Source organism: Pseudoalteromonas sp. P1-25 (assembly GCF_001401805.1).
Lineage (GTDB): Bacteria > Pseudomonadota > Gammaproteobacteria > Enterobacterales > Alteromonadaceae > Pseudoalteromonas.
On sequence record NZ_LKDW01000004.1, the window covers coordinates 1 to 19,296 of the forward strand.

Consider the following 19,296-nt stretch of genomic DNA (forward strand, 5'->3'; position numbering starts at 1 on the left):
GATTCACTTGGCGATATGACACCAATAGGTTATCTTAAGGTGGCATAAAATTCTATGAAAGAGCTGTACTAAATTGGGTGGAGTTACAATTACAGGCTCAATTAGAGATGCTGAGATTGAAAAACTAAATTTAACTAAAGCTTTATTGAAGCTCACTAGAGGTGAGTTTGTGCATGATGATCTTGAATTTAGGTGTAGTGGTTTAATGTACAGCCTTGAGACTGATGACTTTTCTCCAAAAGGGTTGGATATAATTCCTCTATGGGAGGGGGAGTCTTCGATAACAGGATTCTACCTATTTGACTCGAAGCCGATTTTTATAAAATATTATATTGATGATATTGATTCACTGATACCAATCGGAAAGTCCGTTAGTAACTTAGTTGATTATTTGGTTACAGAATTCGGTGAAAATGAGGATGAACTTAAAATGATCTTATCACAATAAATCAAGCACATAACAAGCGACTATGTCATCAAAAAAATTAGAATGACCCCCACTCTAACTTTTAGATAATATTCAATTAATGCATAGTATTCACTACGGTTTAAGAATACGAATCACGCTAAAAGCTGAGCTATATTGATAATATGAAAGTTAAATCGTTAGCTCAATAGGCGCCAGCAATTTTTATTAAATTAGCTAACTTCTCTTTCAGTAAAAAAACGAAATGTTACGGATAATAAATTGATCTTACAGGTTAAAACGAATGTGAGTGCTTTTACTTTACGCTACGGTACCTGTATTGCCTTGTTCATAAATGAGAAAGCTGAAAAACATGATGCATTAAAAAAAGGGGAGCCCTTTATACCAAAATACGCCAATCAAGCACCTATAATTCCCTCTAAAACGTCCATTAAAACAGCCGCAAATTCTCTTCTTATATTTTATGTGCAATATCTATAACTGATTGAACCAAAATAGGAACTCGGCTATGGTTGATTCATTAATAAAAATAAATTCAAAACGAGTTAATTTACAAGCTCGTTAGTTGCTGGAGACTTATGAGTACAGCTGGAATTATTATTTTTGTGTTTCTCTTTATCACGTTTCTTTTCACTATAAGATATTTTTTCATTTTTGTAACAGCGTTTTGGCGTGGAAGGTTTAAATTAAAAGAGCTTAATTTCTGGTTGTTAGGTTTTATTATTTTTGTACTGACTTTTAATGTCACAATGAATTTTCACGAAGAGTTAGGGATAAAGCAAACGTGTGCACAAAATGCAGCTTCTTGCTAAGTATTGCTAATTTATGCCAATTACTTATTGTTTTGTAAAGCATTCCATATTCCTCCAATATCATTATTTAAGGATGACTTATGAATAACACAAAAGTGGTTTTAATAACGGGTGGAGGTCGAGGTATTGGTGCTGCTACGTCTAAATTATTTGCATCAAAAGGGTATGCGGTTTGTATCAATTACAAATCTAATCGAGCTTCGGCTGAAGCTGTCGCAAGCGATATTAGGGCTGCGGGTAATCGTTGTATTACAGTCCAAGCAGATGTTTCGGTTGAGGATGATGTAGTAAGGCTGTTTAAAAAAATTGATTCAGAGCTAGGCCCTCTATCAGTACTTGTTAATAACGCTGGTATTTTACGTAAGCAGTCGCGTTTGGAGAATTTAACAGCTGAAAGAATTAATACTATTTTAGCAAACAACGTGACTAGTTACTTTTTGTGCTGCCGAGAGGCCATAAAGCGTATGTCTACACGTCATGGCGGAAACGGAGGGGTTATTGTAAATGTTTCATCGGGGGCGTCTCGTTCAGGTTCACCGAATGAATATATTGATTATGCTGCCTCAAAAGGGGCTATAGATACACTCACCAAAGGATTATCACTAGAAGTTGCCTGTGAAGGCATTAGAGTTAATTGTGTGCGCCCTGGGTTAATTAATACGCAAATGCACGCTGATGGTGGTGAACCTGAAAGAGTAGAAAGGCTAAAGGAGCTTATTCCTCTTAAGCGTGGAGGTGAACCTGAGGAAGTGGCCGAAGCTATTTATTGGCTTTCATCGGCAAAGTCATCGTTTTCAACAGGGAATTTTTTAGACTTATGTGGTGGCCTCTAATACATAGCAAGCCAATGTAATGGCAATTCCCCAAGCTTAGCACTTTTAAGTGGGTGTTAAAATTTAATAGGGGGTTGAACATGCTACTCGACTTCTCAGTTCTAGTTCACAAGCCTTTATTAATCAAGTGTTTATACTAAGCCTAGCTGCGACGCATTGTTCAGTATTTCGATTTTAAAGCACTCACTGGCTTTAACTAAGTAAAAGCTGGATTAGCCGCATTTATTAAACACAACTATCCAAACATAATTATTCAAATACAACTTCCCCAAACGCAGCTAAGCATAAAAGCTTCGCCAAATAACGTTATTTTAGTAAACGCGAGTTCATATTGCCGTGTGTAATATCTTTACACGCATTTTAAGTTAGGCGCTCATACTGGGCGCTTATTTTTAGACTCATTTTACTAGAGATACTTTTTATGAAGTTAAAGTTATTTATTGCCGCTATTATTGCCTCCTCTGTGTCGTTACACGCGGCGCAAGCACAAGCAAGTGCTAAGTTTACTTTTGAAGATTTAAAAGCAATGGCAAAAGCCTCTGCCAAAAAGCCTTATACGCCAACTGCAGTTCCTGCACCTGATCTTATTGATAAAATTACCTATGACGAACATTGGAAAATACGCTTTAAAGAAGATGAAACCCTCTACCCAAATGGCAAAAAGGCACCGGTGCAGTTATTTTACCCAGGGCGATATTTTCCTGAGCCGGTAAGTATTTATATCAGAGATGATAAAAACAACGTAAAAGAACTGCCTTTTAATAATGCGCTTTTTGATATGCCTGACGACAGCCCTGCCCACGACCTGCCAGAAGGGTTTGGGTTTGCAGGTTTTAGAATTATGCGCCCTGATATAAAACCAGATTGGATATCGTTTTTGGGGGCGTCTTATTTTAGAACTGATGGCCCACAAGGGCAATATGGGTTGTCGGCTCGCGGTATTGCAATAAATACCGGTATGAGTGAGCCAGAAGAATTTCCGCGCTTTTCGGCATTTTGGTTAGGCCCTGCAGAAAATAAAGGTGAAAGCATGTCTGTGTGGGCATTGCTTGAGGGACCCTCTGTTACAGGTGCTTATCGGTTTGGTTTAAGTAAAGACAACAAAGAGGCCAAAGGGCATGTTACCTCTGTAAGTGCTAATTTGTATATGCGCGCCGATGTAGAGCGCTTAGGCATAGCACCGCTAACGAGTATGTATTGGTACTCAGAAAAAGATAAAACACAAGCTAAAGACTGGCGCCCAGAAATTCACGATAGCGATGGCTTAGCGATTCATACTGGATCGGGCCAGTATATTTGGCGACCGTTAAATAATCCGCAATCGGTGTCGACCAATAGCTTTATTGATGAGAACCCAAAAGGCTTTGGTTTAATCCAAAGAGATCGCGACTTTAATAACTACCAAGACGATGGCGTGTTTTACAATAAGCGCTCATCAGCATGGATAAAACCTCAGGGTGATTGGGGTAAAGGTGCTGTGCAGCTAATCGAAATTCCAACTAAAGATGAAACGTTTGATAACATTGTTGCTTATTGGGTGCCTGAAAAAGAGGTACGTAAAGGCGATGAGTTTACCTTTTCTTATGATATTGAGTGGCGTCCACTCGATCCAAAATTAAAAAACCTAGCAAGTGTTGTTAATACTCGCCAAGGGCAGGGCGGAGTTCCTGGCCAGCCTACTCCTGAGGGCGTAAACAAAATGGTGATAGACTTTGAAGGGCCTGTATTAAAAGGCCTAGACAGAGAAAGCGGTATAAAGCCTATAGTTGAAGCCAGCAACGGCGAAATATTAGAGCCAATTGGTGCTTACCCAATAGTGGGTACCAACCAATGGCGATTAGCATTTGACTACAAACAAAGCAATAACGACCCCGTAAGCATACGCGCGTATTTAGTTGATAAAAACGAAGAGCCGATAACCGAAACATGGGTAAGTGATGCAAAGGTAACGATTGAGTAACTATAAAAATTAAAGCGGGTGGCCCTAAAGTTAGTTTTATGTAGCCACCCGAACAACTGCATAATAAATGTTTTTAGCGAGGGTTAGCTAAAGCAATTCTCTTATTTCAATATACATCTAATACTTAGTTATAAATTTAATAGGCTTGGCTAACTACTTGGTGAATTGGCTATTTTAAGTTGCTCCTACTTGTTTTTATGTTTGCTTGTGTGAATAATAAACATTCGCTCAGGAAAAATAATAAAAGTAATTAAATTAAGGATATATATGAAACTTTACCCATACTCAAAAATTAAAACAGAAAACCTTAAGGGCCTGCTTATCGCTTCTAGAATGCTTGGGTTTTTGAGTTACATACTGTTTTTTGTAGCTATTTGCATTGGTTTATTTGGTATTTTCTCTAATCTTGGCGCACCTAAAGACTTAGGAAATGGAATAGTTATGTCTGCACCAAATGCCGGTTTACCTGTGATGATAATGGCAATGTGGGGTGCAGTATCGTCAGTCTGTATTTTAGCTTTTAGTGGCTTATGTGCAGCGGTTGTTTCATGCGAATACAAATATACAAAGTCTGTTTAGCTATATACCGGAGTATTTAGATAGTAAAAAAAAAAGGGCTTCTACTATCTAAATATTTATTTTTAAGACTAGGTCAACTACCACGAACAACTCTCAACTTTTTGTATCTCCTCCTTACCTCAACAGCCTGAAACTCATTTAAAAAAACACAAAAGAAAGTCGAATCTAGCCTTTATTGTGAGTGAATTGTAGCTAATTTACCTTGATTAACCCTAATTTATAGTTAAAATGGTCGGCTTATTTAACGAACGTGCCTACTTTATTACTGACACCGTAATAGAAGCAGCACTAATAGATGTAAATACCAAGCGTGCATTTTAAGGCGTGTTATTTACCTCGTTTATTACTAATCCACAATAATACTTGATCATTTTACGGGGCTAAACGTCTTGCTACCTGTTAAAAAAAACTCATTTAGAGCGACTAAATAGCGAACTTTTGCCCAGCTATCAACACGGGTTTCCCTTCTTAAAATAGATTACTTAATTAAGCGAGTTAGTATTTTTAAATTTACGCTAGGACGAAAATTGGTTTGATCTCATTAAACGATGACTTAATGGTAGGTAAAGGGGCGCATAGAACGTGTTATAGGCACCCTGAGGCACATAATTTATGTATTAAAGTAAGCCATGATGGGTTTTCGCAAGAACAAGACCAAGAGTTGGCTTATTATAAGCGACTTAGTAACCGAAATATTCAGTGGCAGTTATTAGCGCGATACCATGGTACGGTGCAAACCAATATTGGCACAGGGTACGTGTTTGATTTAGTGATTGATGCAAATAATCAGCCGGCTAAAACCCTTGAGCATTATTTAAATCAGCCAAATAGTGAAGCACTAGTCGAGCCGCTATTAAAGCTAAAAGATTATTTAATACATAACCTAGTGATCACCAAAGAAATAAAACCACGCAATATAGCGTGTGTTAATAATAACGGCACCATTGAGCAATGTGTAGTGGTGGATGATATTGGTAATACTGAGTTTTTTCCTATTAGTAATTATGTGAGCTCATCGGCTAAGCGTAAGATAAATAGAAAATGGCAACGTTTTGAAGCGAGTTTAAATGAGCTTGGCTTAAGCCTTAATTAAGTTTAAAACACCGACTTTAAATACTGGCTTTAACTAATAATCACAGCCAAGTTTAATACGCAGGGCTAAGCTAACAGACATAACTTTACCCTGCGGATGCATAAGCGTTTGTTACTTTTCTAACTCTTTTACATACAGCATAAGGGCGCTGTACATTACGCTAAGTGCTTTTGTTACATCCTCATCAATAACAGCTTCTGCGGGGTGATGGCTTATTCCGCCAGGGCTGCGTATAAACAGCATACCAACAGGGCAAATAGGGGCTATTGCCATGGCATCGTGCCCAGCGCCAGAGGCAAGTGAAGGCGAGGCTTGGTTATTCAATTTACAGGCACTGCTAAACAATTGTTGAATTTGAGTGTCGCACGCTACGGCGTCGGCCGCATGTGTCCATTGCCAATCGAGCGTTAAATTACGGCTAGTTGCAATTTGCTCCGCGCGGGTATGTACTGCATTAAGTAAAACTGCAAGGTCGTTATCGTTTTGTGCGCGTGCATCTAGGCTTATAGTGGTTTTACCGGCAATGACATTTGTAGCGCCTGGGCGTGCTTGAATTTGCCCTACAGTGGCTACTTCACCATTACTGGCACTTTTTGCTAGTTGCTCTATGGCAAGGGTAAGCTCGGCGCAGCCTGCTAACGAATCTTGGCGTAAGTTCATTGGTGTAGTACCCGCGTGGCCGCTTTGGCCTGTTAGCGTGATCATAGCGCGCTTTGCCCCTGCAATGGCAGTAACAATGCCTAATGCTTGATTTACCGACTCAAGCACGGGGCCTTGCTCTATGTGGGTTTCCCAGTAACCGAGTAACTCGTTTTTATTAAGCGCTGCTTTTGCGTAATCATTTGGGTTTAGGCCAAAATCAAGCATGGCTTGGCGCATAGTAATGCCGTTTGTATCTTCTATATTTAACCACTGCGGGTCAAACTCGTTTGCCAGTGCTTTTGAGCCAATTAATGTGGTGGCAAAGCGGGTGCCTTCTTCATCACAAAAACCCACAACATCTAAATGAAACGGTAAATCAAGCTTAAGTGTATGCGCAAGGGCGGCTATTTCAATACCCAGTAATACCCCTAAAATACCATCAAATGCACCGGCGTTTGGTACTGTGTCGAGGTGTGAGCCAATAATTAAACGTTTAGCGTTTGGGTTAGATGATGCTAAACGCCCCCATAAATTGCCGACTTGGTCTTGCCACGATTGCATGCCCGCCTCAGCCATCCACGCAGCAGTTACACGGTTACACTCTTTGTGCTCTTTAGATAAATACACACGGTGAATGCCACCTTGCATTTGCGATAGGCCACTGAGCGTTTTACAGCGCAATAACGCGCGCGCGGCAAATTTATTAGCCAGCTCAGTGTTTAATAATGGCTCATGGAGGGGGCTTGCGATCGTCATGCTAAATCCTTTTTTTATTTATAATGGGCAAGGGCGGCAATAGCGGCTTCGCCTTTAGGGCCTTTATAGCCGTTGGCATGTAAGCAGGCATCTAGGCTTGCCAATGTTTGTAATACGGCATCTTTGCGGGCGTTGTAACCCATGGTGCCAATACGCCAAATTTTGCCATGCAGCGGGCCAAACGAGGTGCCAATTTCAATACCAAAGTCGGTTAGCATTTGAGCGCGGACGTGGTCAGCATTAATGCCCTCGGGGATATACACACCCACTACGTTGTTCATTTTATGGTTTAAATCGCCAAATACATTTAAGCCTAGCGCTTGAATACCCGTTAGCATGGCATCGCCGTGTAACTTGTGGCGGGCAACGCAGTTATCTACGCCTTCTTCAATAACAATGCGAGCGCATTCTGATGCGCAATACAGCATGCTGGTGGCTTCGGTGTGATGGTTAAGGCGCTCCTCGCCCCAATAGTTCATGATCATGCCTAAATCAAAGTAGTTTGAGCGTACAAATGGCTCGGTGCCGTCGGTATGATCGGCCGTGCGTATACCCGCTTCTACTTTTTTGCGCTTTTGGATCCAATCGGCGCATTTATCGCTCAGTGTTAAAGGCGCAGAGCCAGAAGGACCGCCTAAACATTTTTGCAAACCAACCGAAAGCGCGTCGAGTTTCCACTCATCGGCGGGTAAATCGTTACCTACAATCGAAGCAGTGGCATCGCAGTAAAATAATACGTCGTGCTTTTGGCAAATATCGCCAATGTGTTCAAGCGGTTGGTTCATAGTTGTAGAAGTATCGCCCTGTACCATAGCAAGTACATGGGGTTTTACATCAACAATGGCTTTTTCTATTTGTTCGGGGGTAAATACCTCACCCCACGGGACTTCTATGGTGTGTACTTTTGCGCCTACGCGCTCGGCTATTTCAGCAAGCAAGTGGCCAAAGCGGCCCATAATGGGCACCAGCACTTTATCGCCGGGGCGTAAAATAGAGCATAAAACGGCTTCTATGCCTGCGCGCGATGTACCGTCAACTAGCAGGGTCCATTCGTTTTTGGTTTTAAAAATTTCGCGATAGCGAGCCATGGTTTCGTTCATAAAACCGGTCATTACTGGGTCGTATTGGCCAATTAGCTGCGCCGATATAGCACGTAGCACGCGTGGATCTGCGTTTATTGGGCCTGGGCCCATGAGTAATCGCTGTGGCGGATTTAAAGTTTGAATTTGCGTGTCGCTAAACATGTTTAGGCTCCCAGAGTCTGAATAAGCATACGAATGCCCGTTATCATTAATACAACGGCAAAGGCGCGTTTTAATTGTTTTTGATCTAGCTTGCTACCAATTTTTACGCCAATAGGCGCAAACAAAATAGTAAGCGGAATAATAAGTATAAAAGCAGGTAGGTTTACAAGGCCCCACGTGCCAAGCGGTGCATCGGCGGGTGTAGTACCAATACTTAATAAAGTAATAACGCCCGGTAGCGCAATTAATAAGCCAAATACAGCAGCGGTGCCAACGGCAACATGGGCGCGTACGTTAAACGCGTTTAGCATGGGCACGCCAATAGTGCCACCACCTATACCAATCATTACCGATAAACCACCAACAATACTTGCCATAATGCCTTGGCCAAATTTACCTGGTAATTTACTAACTAGGGCAGGCGCGCCGGCTCTAAATAACATGTTTAAACTTACTAAAATAGCAATACAGGCAAACATAAGTACCAACGCATTACCGCGTATTGAGTGCGCTAAGTAGCTACATACAACGGCCATTACTAAAATAAACGGGGCCCAGTATTTAATTAAAGCAAGGTCGATATTGCCTTTTGCATGGTGCGAACGTATAGACGAAATAGACGTAGGCACTATGGTGGCAAGCGAGGTCGCCGTGGCTATCATCATGGCCGACTCGGGGCTTACGCCAAAGCCTTGCAATAAAAAATACAGCACAGGCACAATTACTATGCCGCCGCCTACACCAAATAGGCCTGCTAAAATACCTGCAAAAATGCCGGTTGCTATTAAGGCCGCTATAATGGGCCATTGATTTATTATTTCTGTCATTGTGTTCCTGCTGTAGTTACTGTTGCACGACCATCTGAACGAGGGTCGGTGGCTGCTTCAAGGCTTGTAGGTGTATCTAAAATGGCACCCGCGTGGCCCATCATTTCATTGTTATTATCAACGCTTACCCAGTCGTGGTCACGTTGATTTAATTCATGTTTAACTTGAATTACTAAGCTTTGCTCTACCTTTAAGTTTGTGCTTGTATCGCCCCAGGTGCGCCCTAGTAACCAACGCGGATCGCTTACTGCTTGGGTAATTGATTTATTACGCCATGCGTAACCACTAAATACGGCAGCTTGTGTTTGCGGTTGGCCTTCGCCGCCCATGGTGCCGTAGGCAAGGCGTCTGCCATCATCAAATTTTGCTAAAGCAGGGTTAAGTGTATGAGCTGGCTTTTTATGTGCTTTTAAGGCATTGGCATCGTTGTTATTTAAACTAAAGCTCAAACCACGGTTATTCCACACAAAACCACCTTCACTCATTAATATGCCGCTGCCAAATTCCCAGTAAACACTTTGAATAAAGCTCACGAGTTGGCCGTTTTTATCACGTGCTGCCATCCAAACGGTATCGCCAGGCTCTGCATTAAATGGCCATTGCTTGGCTTGGTTCATATCAATATTGCTGGCAAGCGCACTTAAGCGTTCATCGGTTAGTGCATTTTTATAATCATCACCAAGCGCATCTGGGTCGGCCCAAAGTGTGGGACGGTGAGTAAAGCTTTGTTTGGTTGCCTCAACAATTAAGTGCATCCAATCGGCCTCTGTTTTGGCCAAATGCTTTAGTTTATTAACGGCGCCAATTATTTGCAGAGAATGCACGCCTTGCGTGGGAGCAGGTAAGTTAAAACACTGTATGCCCGATAAATTAGCATTAAGTGGTGTTACTACATCTGCTTTTGTATTGGCTATGTCGGCTGGGGTAATAACACTGCCTGCGGCTGCTAAATCGCTTGCAAATGAGTCGGCAAGTTCTCCTTCATAAAAAGCATTTAATCCCTGCTCGGCCAAGTGCTCAAAGGTACTGGCGAGTTTTGGGTTTTTAAAATGTTGCCCTGCTTGTAGCGGTTTACCATTGGGTATGTAAAGCTCTTTAAATGCAGCGTTAGTGTTTGAAACGGCGGCAAGCTTTTCGCAGCCTGCTTGCAGGCTTTTTGACACTGTAAAGCCTTCGCGCGCAAGCTTTATGGCAGGCGCTAAAATAGTACTTAGTGGTAGAGCTGCGTGCTCATCTACCTCAAGGGCTTTTTGCCAGCCACGAAGCGTAGCCGCTTGGGTCAATGCGCTTAAACCACCGCGCTCTGGTATGTGTGGCTCATTGCTATAGGCGCTTATATCGTTTGGTGCGCGCCCGCAGGCATCTATAGCTGTGGGTGTGCTTTGGTTTAGGTTATCAATAAGCCAAAAGCTGTCGCCGCCAATTGAGTTCATATGCGGGTATACCACGCTAATAGCAGCGGCGGCTGCTACCATGGCCTCAACGGCTGTACCGCCTTGCTTTAATATTAGGGTGCCTGCCTCGGTTGCCGCAAAATGCGGGGCAGTAAAGGCAATGTTGTGTGTGCTCATGCAAGTGTGTCCTGTTTAAAGTGGGCAGCTAATTGTTGTACGCAGGCAAGTAGGCTTTTATCGTTGCCATGGCTCATCATTAATGAAAACCCATAAGGGTGGCCATTTTCTAAATTAGCCAATGGTAAGTGTACTTGCGCCGAGCGGCTCAAACCCGCTATGGCCGATAAGGTGATTATTTGCATGCGTAAGGCGCTTGTGTCGGCGCCCAATTTAGGTGCAGTTATGGGTGTGGTTGGCAAAAATAAACAACTGTTTGTATTTAGGTTTTTAGCAATTAATGTTTGCCATTGGGTTTGTACATTTAGTGCTTCTTGTTCTTCTTGGGCGGTTAGGGCAAGCGCCATGTTAAAACGTGCCGCAATTGCCGGAGCAAACTGGGGAAGTTGCCCTGGCAATTGAAGCCAATCTTTATGCGTTTTTGCGATTGCTCGCCCTTGCAGTATTCTAAAGCTGTCAGCCAGTTCGCTTAATAAGTTGCTGTCAGGCAGTTTAAATTCTTTATGGTGTTTAAAATAAAGTTTGGTTTTTTTAAGCAATTGTTTAAGCGGGGCTTGTAATGCAGGGTCAACCAGCTCAAATAATGGCTCGCAAATAACTAAAGTATCAACGTTATTAATAGCTTGATTTGGCAACAGTACATTGCCTATATCGCTTAGCAGCTCTGCACTTTGCGTAAGCCAGCCAATGGTATCAAAAGGGGGCGCGAGCGGTATTAGGCCATCTTTTTCAATTACGTTATGGCTTGGCCTTATGCCAAATAAGCCACAATAACTTGCGGGTATTCTAATAGAGCCGCCGGTATCGGTACCTAAGCCAATATCGGCTAGGTTAGCAGCTACGGCGGCCGCCGACCCCATACTTGAGCCACCACTTGCATGGCCCTTAAGTTTTGGGTTTTGTGCTGCACCATAGTGAATGTTATTGCCCTCTAAGCTGTAAGCCAGCTCATCGGTATGGGTAAAGCCTGTAAAGCGACAACCTTCATTCATTAGTTTGTTTACGGCACTTGCTGTTTGCCGTGCAGGTTTTGCTGCTTTAAACCAGCTTGGGTTACCTGCGCTGTTGCGCTCGCCTTTAACAGCAAATACATCTTTTACCGCAAGGCGCTTATTTACAAGTTTGCCGTGGGTGTGTGTTTGCCATGCGTTAGGGCCATGGTCACAAAAAATACCGGTAAAATTATTATGTGTTTTGGTACTCATATCACCACTCGTTATAAAGTAAATCTGACCAACTGGTTATAATCAGATTTAGGGTGATTAAAAAGACGAATTAGTTATTATTATTTTTCAGCCCACTGCGTAACATCTTATTTTTATTTTACAGAGCCTGATCCGCTTTTTAATCGGTTAGCTATTATATTGCCTAAAAGCTAAGCAAAAGCAATGCCAAATGCAATAAAGTTGTCCACTCGGTCAGGTTTTATTTGGTTTACATGGGGTTTAGCAGATATTTATAAAAATATAAGTATTAAAGAAGGCGTAATTTAGAGGTGAAAACACACCAAGTTGGTGCGTGATTGCACCAACTTGGTTGCAAATATGGCGTTTATAGTAATGCGTTAGGGCTAATAATTAAGCCATTTACATCGGCGTATAGCCAATCGTTAGGGTTAATTGAGGTACTCAGCATGGTTACAGTTTGGTTTTTATCGCCAAAGCCACGCTTTAATGTACTGCGCGGGGTTGAACCTAGCGCCATAACCGGTAAATCCATAGTGGCTAGTATTTCAATGTCGCGGCAACAGCCGTTAATAACAACGCCTTCCCAGCCATTTTTTAACGCGCGCTCAGCCATAATATCGCCTATAAAAGCAAAGCGTTTGCTAGCAAAGCCATCAATAACCAATACTTTACCCTCACCGTTTTCATGCAGTATATCGGCGGCAAACGAGTTATCGTCTGGACATGTAAGGGTAACTGCTTGACCACTAAAGGTGGTTTTTTTACCAAAGTGGCGCAGGCCGCTGTCGGCGACTTGTACGCTTTCGCGGTGATCGTCAAATAAGTCTGGGGTGGTAAAGTTATTCATGGGTTAGGCCTCACTGTGCTCAGGTATTTTTAAGCCAATACCTTTTAAAATTATGTGGGCAGTTGATTGCGTTATTTGTGCCACATCGGTTTCGTCGTATTCTAATTTGTTCATTACCAGTAGCACTTCGGCCTGAAAGTCGGCGTAGTACTGCGTAGTTGACCAAATGGTAAATAATAAATGGTAAGGGTCAACATTATCCATTTTGCCTGCATCTATCCAGGCCTGAAACATGTCTACCTTTTGTTTTACCCACGGGCGCGTGTTAGTTCTAAAGTAGTTTTGCAAATATGGAGCTCCGCGCAGTATTTCACTGGCAAATAAACGTGATTGCAGTGGCTGGTTTACGGCAAGTATTACTTTACTTTTAATATAGTGATAAAGCACATGTGCAGGGTCGTCCTCAGGGGTTACGTTATCTAAGCCTAAATTCCAGTGCGCAATTATGCGATCTATTACGTTTTCGTATAGGCCGTCTTTGCTTTTAAAATAATATAAAATATTGGCCTTAGGAACGCCTGCTTCTTTGGCAACCATGCTCATACTGGTGCCATCGTAACCAAGCTGAGAAAATAATTGCTCGGCGGCATCGAGTATTAATGTTTGGTTTTTTACTCGGGTGAGTTCTTTTTTATTTGGCTTTGTTTGTGTGCTCATTATGGCGATGCTGTTTTTAACGTGTTGAATGATTGTAACTTTACTGACCAAAAGGTCAAACACTTAAGTGCAGGCTAAAAACACCTTTATAACAATAAATGATGAGCAACAATTGTTTAAAGCATTAATTACTGTTAGCGTAACGTCAAACATAAGTAGTACTTTTAGGTAGTTAATGGATTTTTTTTCTAATCACAAATACACGCTTTATGGCATTGCCGCTATTTTATTATGGAGCTGTTTAGTGGCTCTGCTCAGGGATGTTTCGGAGTTATTTGGCCCTATAGGTGGGGCGGCACTTATGTATAGTGTAAGCGCGCTGTTTTTAATTTTGGTAATGGGGCGCCCTAAATTTGCTGGGTTTAATAAGCGTTATATTATTTGGGGTACTGCTTTATTTGCACTTTACGAGGTGTGTTTGGCACTGTTTGTGGGGCTTGCTAATAATCGCCACCAAGCAGTAGAAATGGCGGTTATAAATTATTTATGGCCCACGCTTACCATTTTGCTCAGTATTGTTGTTAACCGTAGTAAAGTAAGTGTATTGATTTACCCCGGTATGCTGCTCGCCTTTTTTGGCGTGGCATGGTGCGTGGGTGGCGATAGTGGGTTGTCAATTAACAGTATTATGGGCAATTTTGCAAGTAATCCCACGGCTTACTTGTTGGCGTTTGTAGCCCCTTTTATATGGTCTGTTTATTGTGTGATTACTCAAAAAAATAGTAATGGGCAAAATGCCATTGTGCTATTTTTTATCGCCACAGCACTGAGCTTATGGGTATTGTATGGATTAAGTGACGAGCCAAAAATGACCTTTACACTACACGCTACCATAACGCTTATTTTAGCTGGTGTGGTTGTTGGCAGCGGTTATGCACTTTGGAACCAAGCAATTATTGGCGGTAACTTAATGCTGCTTGGTACGCTTTCGTATTTTACGCCGGTTTTTTCGGCGATTATTTCGGCGCTTTATTTATCAATTACCCTTAGTGCCTCATTTTGGCAAGGAGTAATAATGGTCACTGGTGGTTCACTCGTTTGCTATTTTGTAACACGTGAAAAACCAGCTAAAAAGCCACTAAACGCCGTAAATTAACGGCGTAAACGCATCCTTTTTTAACTGTGTTTGTTTAGCCAGTTAAGTGCCAGTGGCCATAGTCCGTCTGACTTTTTACTAAAAAACTTCATATGGCCAATTTCCTTCAAACCATAGTCGTGTGGGTTTAAGGTGAGTGTTTGTGCTTTTAATTTAGGAAAAACCGAGAGCATATCGGCGACATTCGCGTTATTTGCAATGTCGTCGTCGGTAGCATTAACCCAAAGCGAGGGCATAGAAAGCGTGTTGTAACAGTGTTGAAATACGGTATCGCCAAATGCTGATTGCACATACCCTTGTGCGTTACACCATTTTTGCCATTGTTTAGCTACGCCTTTAGGTAGTGGCTCGCCCATGCCAAACCATTGTGATTTAGTATGGCCAAATAGTGCATTACTAAGGGGGATAACCCCATTCATAAAAAAGTGCGCTTTAACCTGATACGCCAAGCGCATATTAGTTAATTTACCTGACGAGCAAGCAAAGTTAAACGCAGAGCTTAGCTCGTTGGCGTTATGCATTAGCCCCACTAATTGCCCGCCGGCACTATGGCCCACTAAATGATACTGCGTATTAGGAAACACCCTTTGCAAATGCTCAAGCACCGCAGGCATGTCTTGCTCGCCCCAGGTTTGTAATGTGGCTTTGCTTTTTTTAATGCTGCGGTTAAGCGATTGGCCAATACCACTGTTATCAAAGGTAATTACGCCAAAGCCCTGTTGTTGTAAGTAAGTAGCAAAATTTGCATAAAACTGTTGTTTTATACCGGTTGCAGGGGCAATCATCACCGCACCTTTAATAGGGCTGGTGGGTGTAAATACACGGGCGCTTAGAGTTTGCCTGTTGTTACAGGTTATAGTGGTGTGCTCAAAGTGTGGTGAGGTCATTAGAATTATTATTTCCCATATAAAGTACACAGGTTAAAAACAATAGCTGGTAAGACCAGTTTAAGCAAGAGGGGAAGGCGTTGTTTATACCTACTCCATTAAGTATGTGCTCTTAATTTTACGCCGACAAAAAATTCAGCTTTAGGCATATATTGATGTAAATGGTTGTTCCCTTGTCGAAATTACAACAAAAAAATGAGTTGTTTTAGCGAGTAAAATAGGCCAGCTATTTATTGGAATTGGTATAAACCACGCCCCAAATGAAGTGGGGCGAGAGGAAGGTTTAAATAACTACACGGTACTACTTATTTTGCTAAAGCCTTGTTATTGGCAGTTAATGGAGCCTTATTGCCATTAACAATAACGGGCTAATAGGTATATTAAAAGTTGGTTAATTAGATTTACTGTTTACCTGAGCGAGTAAGTCGAGCACTTTTTGTTGGCCAAATTTTTGTGCAAATTGCTCGGCTGTTTGGCCTGCTTTGTTTTGATGTGCGTTGTCGCAATCAAGGCCTACAAGTGTTTTAGCGATACTAAATTCGCCTCTAAATATGGCGGCCATTAGTGCTGTGTTACCGCGGTTGTCTTCAAGGCAGGCATTAGCGCCTAATTGCAATAAGGTGTTTACCGTATTTTTATTGCCGTGGTAGGTGGCAATCATTAGTGCGGTGTAACCTTTGTTGTTGTAACTATTAATAGGAATGCCAGCATCAACAAATTGCGTTATTACGGCGGTGTCGTCGGTGCGTGCGGCTGCAAAGTAATAAGCAAGTAAGCTGTCGTATTGCGACTGGGCGGTGCTTTGTTGATTTACAGGGCTTTGTGGCTCATTGGCAAAGCCTGAAAAGCTCATCACTAAAGTAAATATAATAAGTAATTTACGCATACTGGTTACCTTTTTAAAAAAGAGGAAAGCTAGGCTTTCCTCAATAACTTACAGGTTGGGTAAAATATTAAAGCTTAGCGGCTAGTTGCTTAACTTGTTTCATGTCGCCGTTTACAGCGTTAGTTAAGCGTGTACCGTATTCGCTATCTGCTTTGTAGAAGTGGCTAAGCATTTTGTGCATAACTTTGCTGTCTTTCACTTTGCCTAAATCGCCGGCTAAGTTGTTAACTAAGTTAGTGCGCTCTTGCTTGCTAAAGCTGCGGTAAAGTACACCCGCTTGAGCAAAGTTTTGCTGCTTTTTAATAGCTGCTTGTTGTACGTAGCCTTTTAGCTCTGTGTTACTTCTGCGTGCAATTGGGTTTTCTGCAACGTTTTCGTGACTTGGTTGGTAATTCACGTTACTTGTTGTATTACCGTAGTTCATTGCGCCGTCTTGGTTGTAGTTAACCACTTCAACTTTTGCACGGTTAATTGGCAATTGTTGGTGGTTAGCACCTAAGCGGTACATTTGCGTATCGGCGTAAGAGAAAACACGCCCTTGTAATAGTCTGTCTTCAGATGGCTCAATACCCGGAATAACATTTGCCGGTGCCATTGCAACTTGTTCTGTAGATTGGAAGAAGTTAGTTGGCATACGGTTTAGGGTCATGGTGCCTACTTTAGTTTCTTTCACGTCTAACCACATTTTTGTTGCATCTAATGGGTTGTAGTCAAAGTCATCTAACTGCGACGGATCAAGGGTTTTAATGTATAGATCCCATTTAGGGAAATTGCCTTTACCAATCTCACTGTATAGGTCGCGTGTTAAGTGCTGGAAGTCTTGGCTTTGCACTTCAGCTACTTCTTTTGAGTCAAGGTTATCAATACCTTGCTGGCTCACCCAATGAAACTTAACGTATTTAACATCGCCTGACTTATTAATCATTTTGTAAGCATGTACGCCCCAGCCGTCCATTTTACGAAGGCTTGCAGGTGTGCCGTAGTCGCTGTATACCCACGTTAACATGTGAGTAGAACCTGGCTCGTATGAGAAAAAGTCAAAAAAGCGGTTAGGATCTTGAATGTTATCAACCGGTGATGGCTTTAACGAGTGAACCATGTCTGGAAATTTAATCGCATCGCGAATAAAGAATACCGGTAAGTTGTTACCTACTAAATCCCAGTTACCTTGGTCGGTGTAAAACTTAGTCGCAAAACCACGCGGGTCGCGCAGTGTTTCTGGGCTACCTTTTGAGTGAATTACTGATGAAAAACGTACAAATACGTCTGTTTCTTTACCCGCTTCTGCAAACGGTGCAGCAATTGTTAAGTCATCTAACTCTTTAGACGCTACAAACACACCGTGAGCACCTGTACCACGCGCATGCACTACACGCTCAGGAATGCGCTCACGAGCAAAGCGTTGTAGCTTTTGAATTAGGTGTACGTCTTCAAGTAATACACTTCCGCGCTCACCAGCGGTAATAGAGTTTTGGTTGTCGCCAACAGCCGCGCCGTTGTCTTTAGTTAAGGTGGTAGCGGCACTTGCAGGTAATGCCATTGCTAGCGCTAATGCACTTAGCGTTAATGTAGATTTATTATTAATCGTGTTTTTTTGAGTATTCATTGTCGACCTCATCTGTATAAAAGTGCCGGCAGTGTTGCTGGCTGTTTAACTGTGAATGAGTGTATTAACAAAAGTTAGTTCGGTAAAATTGATTGTTTAGATTGGGGTAATCACAAATTTAGATTGTTATTTGTGAGCTGCCTTCTATTTTCTAAATAGCGTTTTTGTAATGTTCGACCTTAGTCGTAATTGCAATTTTGAAATCAATGAAAATACAGACAATTTCATATTTAATGAATAAATATTCACCATCATGGTGCGTTTTTCACTAACAAGATGTTGACTTATTATAACAATAAAGAGAATATGCTCACTTGCTGGGCTTATGCTCAAGTTAAGGTTACACCAAACTAGGTGCATAAAAAGGGGCAATATGAATACTAAAATAGAATTAGTTATTTTTGATTGTGATGGCGTTGTTATAGATAGCGAAATATTGAGCGCGCAAGTGTTAATAAACATGCTTGCAGAGATTGGCGTTAATATTGACCGAGCCTATGTACAACAATATTTTTTAGGCTGTAATTTTAAAACAGTTACCCAAAACTTATTCGATACCTTTAACGTGACATTAGCTGAGAGCTTTGAAGCCGATTACCGAGAAGCATTATTAAACGAGTTCGAAACTGCATTAATGCCAACTAACGGCATTAAACACGTGCTAGAGCAATTATCTGTACCTTGTTGTATTGCAACAAGCAGTAGTCCTAAACGCACTGCTAAAGCGCTTAATGTGGTTAATTTATCGCAGTACTTTAATAAGGTATTTACCTCAAGTGAGGTAAAAAATGGTAAGCCCGCACCCGATTTATTTTTACATGCTGCAGAGCAAATGGGTGTTAACCCAAGCAAATGTTTAGTGATTGAAGACTCAAAAGCCGGTGTGTGCGCTGCACTTGCCGCCAATATGCAGGTTTTGCATTACAGCGGAGGTGGGCATATGCAAGATGCAGTGAACTTTGTTCACCAAGCTTACCCAGAGGTCGCACATTTAACCCATTGGGATGACTTTTATAAGCAGTACCCAGCATTACAAACACAGTAATAGAATATTAACGTTGAGCTTTATGACACTGACAAAGCTTAACGTAAAATGCATTAATTATTAGATAGTTATAGTAGTAGCATTATAAAAAGGCACGGCGATTTACTCATTATTAATTTAAATAAAAAAACACTTATTTAAATTAATAGTTAACCTGAACTTTGGTTAAGAGATTTACTAACATATTAAATCAAAAGTGATATCTATGTTTATTTTCTCTAGCCAGAGATTTACAGTGAAAACAAGGCGAAATTACGCGTCAATAGCTAGTCTATTGCAAGTAAATTTAACGTAGTTAGCGCTGGAAATAGCTGCTTGAGATAGATTTATTATCCAGAGTT

Annotated in this window: 17 protein-coding genes; 7 read left to right on the top strand and 10 right to left on the bottom strand. The window is 41.6% G+C overall.

Annotated elements, in window-relative coordinates; genetic code table 11:
• Nucleotides 1-73: 73 nt before the first annotated feature.
• The 5 genes from AN393_RS04085 to AN393_RS04115 all read left to right on the top strand — a co-directional run bounded on the left by AN393_RS04085 (nt 74) and on the right by AN393_RS04115 (nt 5,704).
• Nucleotides 74-448: a hypothetical protein gene (locus AN393_RS04085; protein ID WP_055017395.1), complete on the top strand. Its 375-nt coding sequence runs from the start codon at nt 74-76 to the stop codon at nt 446-448.
• A gap of 871 nt (nt 449-1,319) precedes the next feature.
• Nucleotides 1,320-2,072, top strand: a complete 753-nt coding sequence (locus AN393_RS04100) for an SDR family oxidoreductase (RefSeq protein WP_055017398.1) — start codon at nt 1,320-1,322, stop codon at nt 2,070-2,072.
• 421 nt (nt 2,073-2,493) lie between these two features.
• On the top strand, nt 2,494-4,032 hold the full coding sequence (locus AN393_RS04105) for a glucan biosynthesis protein (protein ID WP_055017399.1): 1,539 nt from the start codon (nt 2,494-2,496) through the stop codon (nt 4,030-4,032).
• Between the two features lie 267 nt (nt 4,033-4,299).
• Nucleotides 4,300-4,611, top strand: a complete 312-nt coding sequence (locus tag AN393_RS04110) for a hypothetical protein (protein ID WP_055017400.1) — start codon at nt 4,300-4,302, stop codon at nt 4,609-4,611.
• 532 nt (nt 4,612-5,143) lie between these two features.
• Nucleotides 5,144-5,704, top strand: a complete 561-nt coding sequence (locus AN393_RS04115) for a YrbL family protein (protein ID WP_055019904.1) — start codon at nt 5,144-5,146, stop codon at nt 5,702-5,704.
• Between the two features lie 111 nt (nt 5,705-5,815).
• Here AN393_RS04115 and AN393_RS04120 read toward each other — a convergent pair whose 3' ends face one another.
• From AN393_RS04120 to AN393_RS04150, 7 genes are all read right to left on the bottom strand, one after another.
• Nucleotides 5,816-7,102, bottom strand: coding sequence for an allantoate amidohydrolase (locus AN393_RS04120; RefSeq protein ID WP_055017401.1), 1,287 nt, complete (start codon nt 7,100-7,102; stop codon nt 5,816-5,818).
• A gap of 14 nt (nt 7,103-7,116) precedes the next feature.
• Nucleotides 7,117-8,346, bottom strand: a complete 1,230-nt coding sequence (locus AN393_RS04125; RefSeq protein ID WP_055017402.1) for an alanine--glyoxylate aminotransferase family protein — start codon at nt 8,344-8,346, stop codon at nt 7,117-7,119.
• 2 nt (nt 8,347-8,348) lie between these two features.
• On the bottom strand, nt 8,349-9,173 hold the full coding sequence (locus AN393_RS04130) for a sulfite exporter TauE/SafE family protein (protein ID WP_055017403.1): 825 nt from the start codon (nt 9,171-9,173) through the stop codon (nt 8,349-8,351).
• A complete protein-coding gene (locus tag AN393_RS04135; protein ID WP_055017404.1) occupies nt 9,170-10,744 on the bottom strand; it encodes a gamma-glutamyltransferase family protein in 1,575 nt (524 codons plus the stop codon). The genes AN393_RS04130 and AN393_RS04135 overlap by 4 nt, the downstream gene beginning before the upstream one ends.
• On the bottom strand, nt 10,741-11,949 hold the full coding sequence (locus tag AN393_RS04140) for an amidase family protein (protein ID WP_055017405.1): 1,209 nt from the start codon (nt 11,947-11,949) through the stop codon (nt 10,741-10,743). Before AN393_RS04140 ends, AN393_RS04135 begins: the two co-directional genes overlap by 4 nt.
• A 346-nt stretch (nt 11,950-12,295) precedes the next feature.
• On the bottom strand, nt 12,296-12,778 hold the full coding sequence (locus AN393_RS04145) for a putative 4-hydroxy-4-methyl-2-oxoglutarate aldolase (RefSeq protein WP_055017406.1): 483 nt from the start codon (nt 12,776-12,778) through the stop codon (nt 12,296-12,298).
• A gap of 3 nt (nt 12,779-12,781) precedes the next feature.
• A complete protein-coding gene (locus AN393_RS04150) occupies nt 12,782-13,435 on the bottom strand; it encodes a TetR/AcrR family transcriptional regulator (RefSeq protein WP_055014521.1) in 654 nt (217 codons plus the stop codon).
• Nucleotides 13,436-13,610: 175 nt separating this feature from the next.
• Here AN393_RS04150 and yddG point away from each other — a divergent pair, with 175 nt between their 5' ends.
• Nucleotides 13,611-14,531, top strand: coding sequence for an aromatic amino acid DMT transporter YddG (yddG, locus tag AN393_RS04155; protein WP_055017407.1), 921 nt, complete (start codon nt 13,611-13,613; stop codon nt 14,529-14,531).
• A 20-nt stretch (nt 14,532-14,551) separates the two neighbouring features.
• On the opposite strand, the gene AN393_RS04160 is transcribed toward yddG, so the two are convergent.
• The 3 genes from AN393_RS04160 to AN393_RS04170 all read right to left on the bottom strand — a co-directional run bounded on the left by AN393_RS04160 (nt 14,552) and on the right by AN393_RS04170 (nt 17,910).
• Nucleotides 14,552-15,418, bottom strand: a complete 867-nt coding sequence (locus tag AN393_RS04160; RefSeq protein ID WP_055017408.1) for an alpha/beta fold hydrolase — start codon at nt 15,416-15,418, stop codon at nt 14,552-14,554.
• A 391-nt stretch (nt 15,419-15,809) separates the two neighbouring features.
• Nucleotides 15,810-16,271: an ankyrin repeat domain-containing protein gene (locus AN393_RS04165; RefSeq protein ID WP_408003132.1), complete on the bottom strand. Its 462-nt coding sequence runs from the start codon at nt 16,269-16,271 to the stop codon at nt 15,810-15,812.
• Between the two features lie 100 nt (nt 16,272-16,371).
• Nucleotides 16,372-17,910, bottom strand: a complete 1,539-nt coding sequence (locus AN393_RS04170) for a catalase (RefSeq protein ID WP_055014517.1) — start codon at nt 17,908-17,910, stop codon at nt 16,372-16,374.
• A gap of 373 nt (nt 17,911-18,283) precedes the next feature.
• Here AN393_RS04170 and AN393_RS04175 point away from each other — a divergent pair, with 373 nt between their 5' ends.
• On the top strand, nt 18,284-18,955 hold the full coding sequence (locus tag AN393_RS04175) for an HAD family phosphatase (protein ID WP_055014516.1): 672 nt from the start codon (nt 18,284-18,286) through the stop codon (nt 18,953-18,955).
• The last annotated feature ends 341 nt before the right edge of the window (nt 18,956-19,296 follow it).

Coding starts and splice junctions, on each gene's coding strand:
- AN393_RS04100 (WP_055017398.1), top strand. CDS start 1,320: ATGAATAACACAAAAGTGGTTTTAATAACGGGTGGAGGTCGAGGTATT.
- AN393_RS04105 (WP_055017399.1), top strand. CDS start 2,494: ATGAAGTTAAAGTTATTTATTGCCGCTATTATTGCCTCCTCTGTGTCG.
- AN393_RS04110 (WP_055017400.1), top strand. CDS start 4,300: ATGAAACTTTACCCATACTCAAAAATTAAAACAGAAAACCTTAAGGGC.
- AN393_RS04120 (WP_055017401.1), bottom strand. CDS start 7,102: ATGACGATCGCAAGCCCCCTCCATGAGCCATTATTAAACACTGAGCTG.
- AN393_RS04125 (WP_055017402.1), bottom strand. CDS start 8,346: ATGTTTAGCGACACGCAAATTCAAACTTTAAATCCGCCACAGCGATTA.
- AN393_RS04130 (WP_055017403.1), bottom strand. CDS start 9,173: ATGACAGAAATAATAAATCAATGGCCCATTATAGCGGCCTTAATAGCA.
- AN393_RS04135 (WP_055017404.1), bottom strand. CDS start 10,744: ATGAGCACACACAACATTGCCTTTACTGCCCCGCATTTTGCGGCAACC.
- AN393_RS04140 (WP_055017405.1), bottom strand. CDS start 11,949: ATGAGTACCAAAACACATAATAATTTTACCGGTATTTTTTGTGACCAT.
- AN393_RS04145 (WP_055017406.1), bottom strand. CDS start 12,778: ATGAATAACTTTACCACCCCAGACTTATTTGACGATCACCGCGAAAGC.
- AN393_RS04150 (WP_055014521.1), bottom strand. CDS start 13,435: ATGAGCACACAAACAAAGCCAAATAAAAAAGAACTCACCCGAGTAAAA.
- yddG (WP_055017407.1), top strand. CDS start 13,611: ATGGATTTTTTTTCTAATCACAAATACACGCTTTATGGCATTGCCGCT.
- AN393_RS04160 (WP_055017408.1), bottom strand. CDS start 15,418: ATGACCTCACCACACTTTGAGCACACCACTATAACCTGTAACAACAGG.
- AN393_RS04165 (WP_408003132.1), bottom strand. CDS start 16,271: ATGAGCTTTTCAGGCTTTGCCAATGAGCCACAAAGCCCTGTAAATCAA.
- AN393_RS04170 (WP_055014517.1), bottom strand. CDS start 17,910: ATGAATACTCAAAAAAACACGATTAATAATAAATCTACATTAACGCTA.
- AN393_RS04175 (WP_055014516.1), top strand. CDS start 18,284: ATGAATACTAAAATAGAATTAGTTATTTTTGATTGTGATGGCGTTGTT.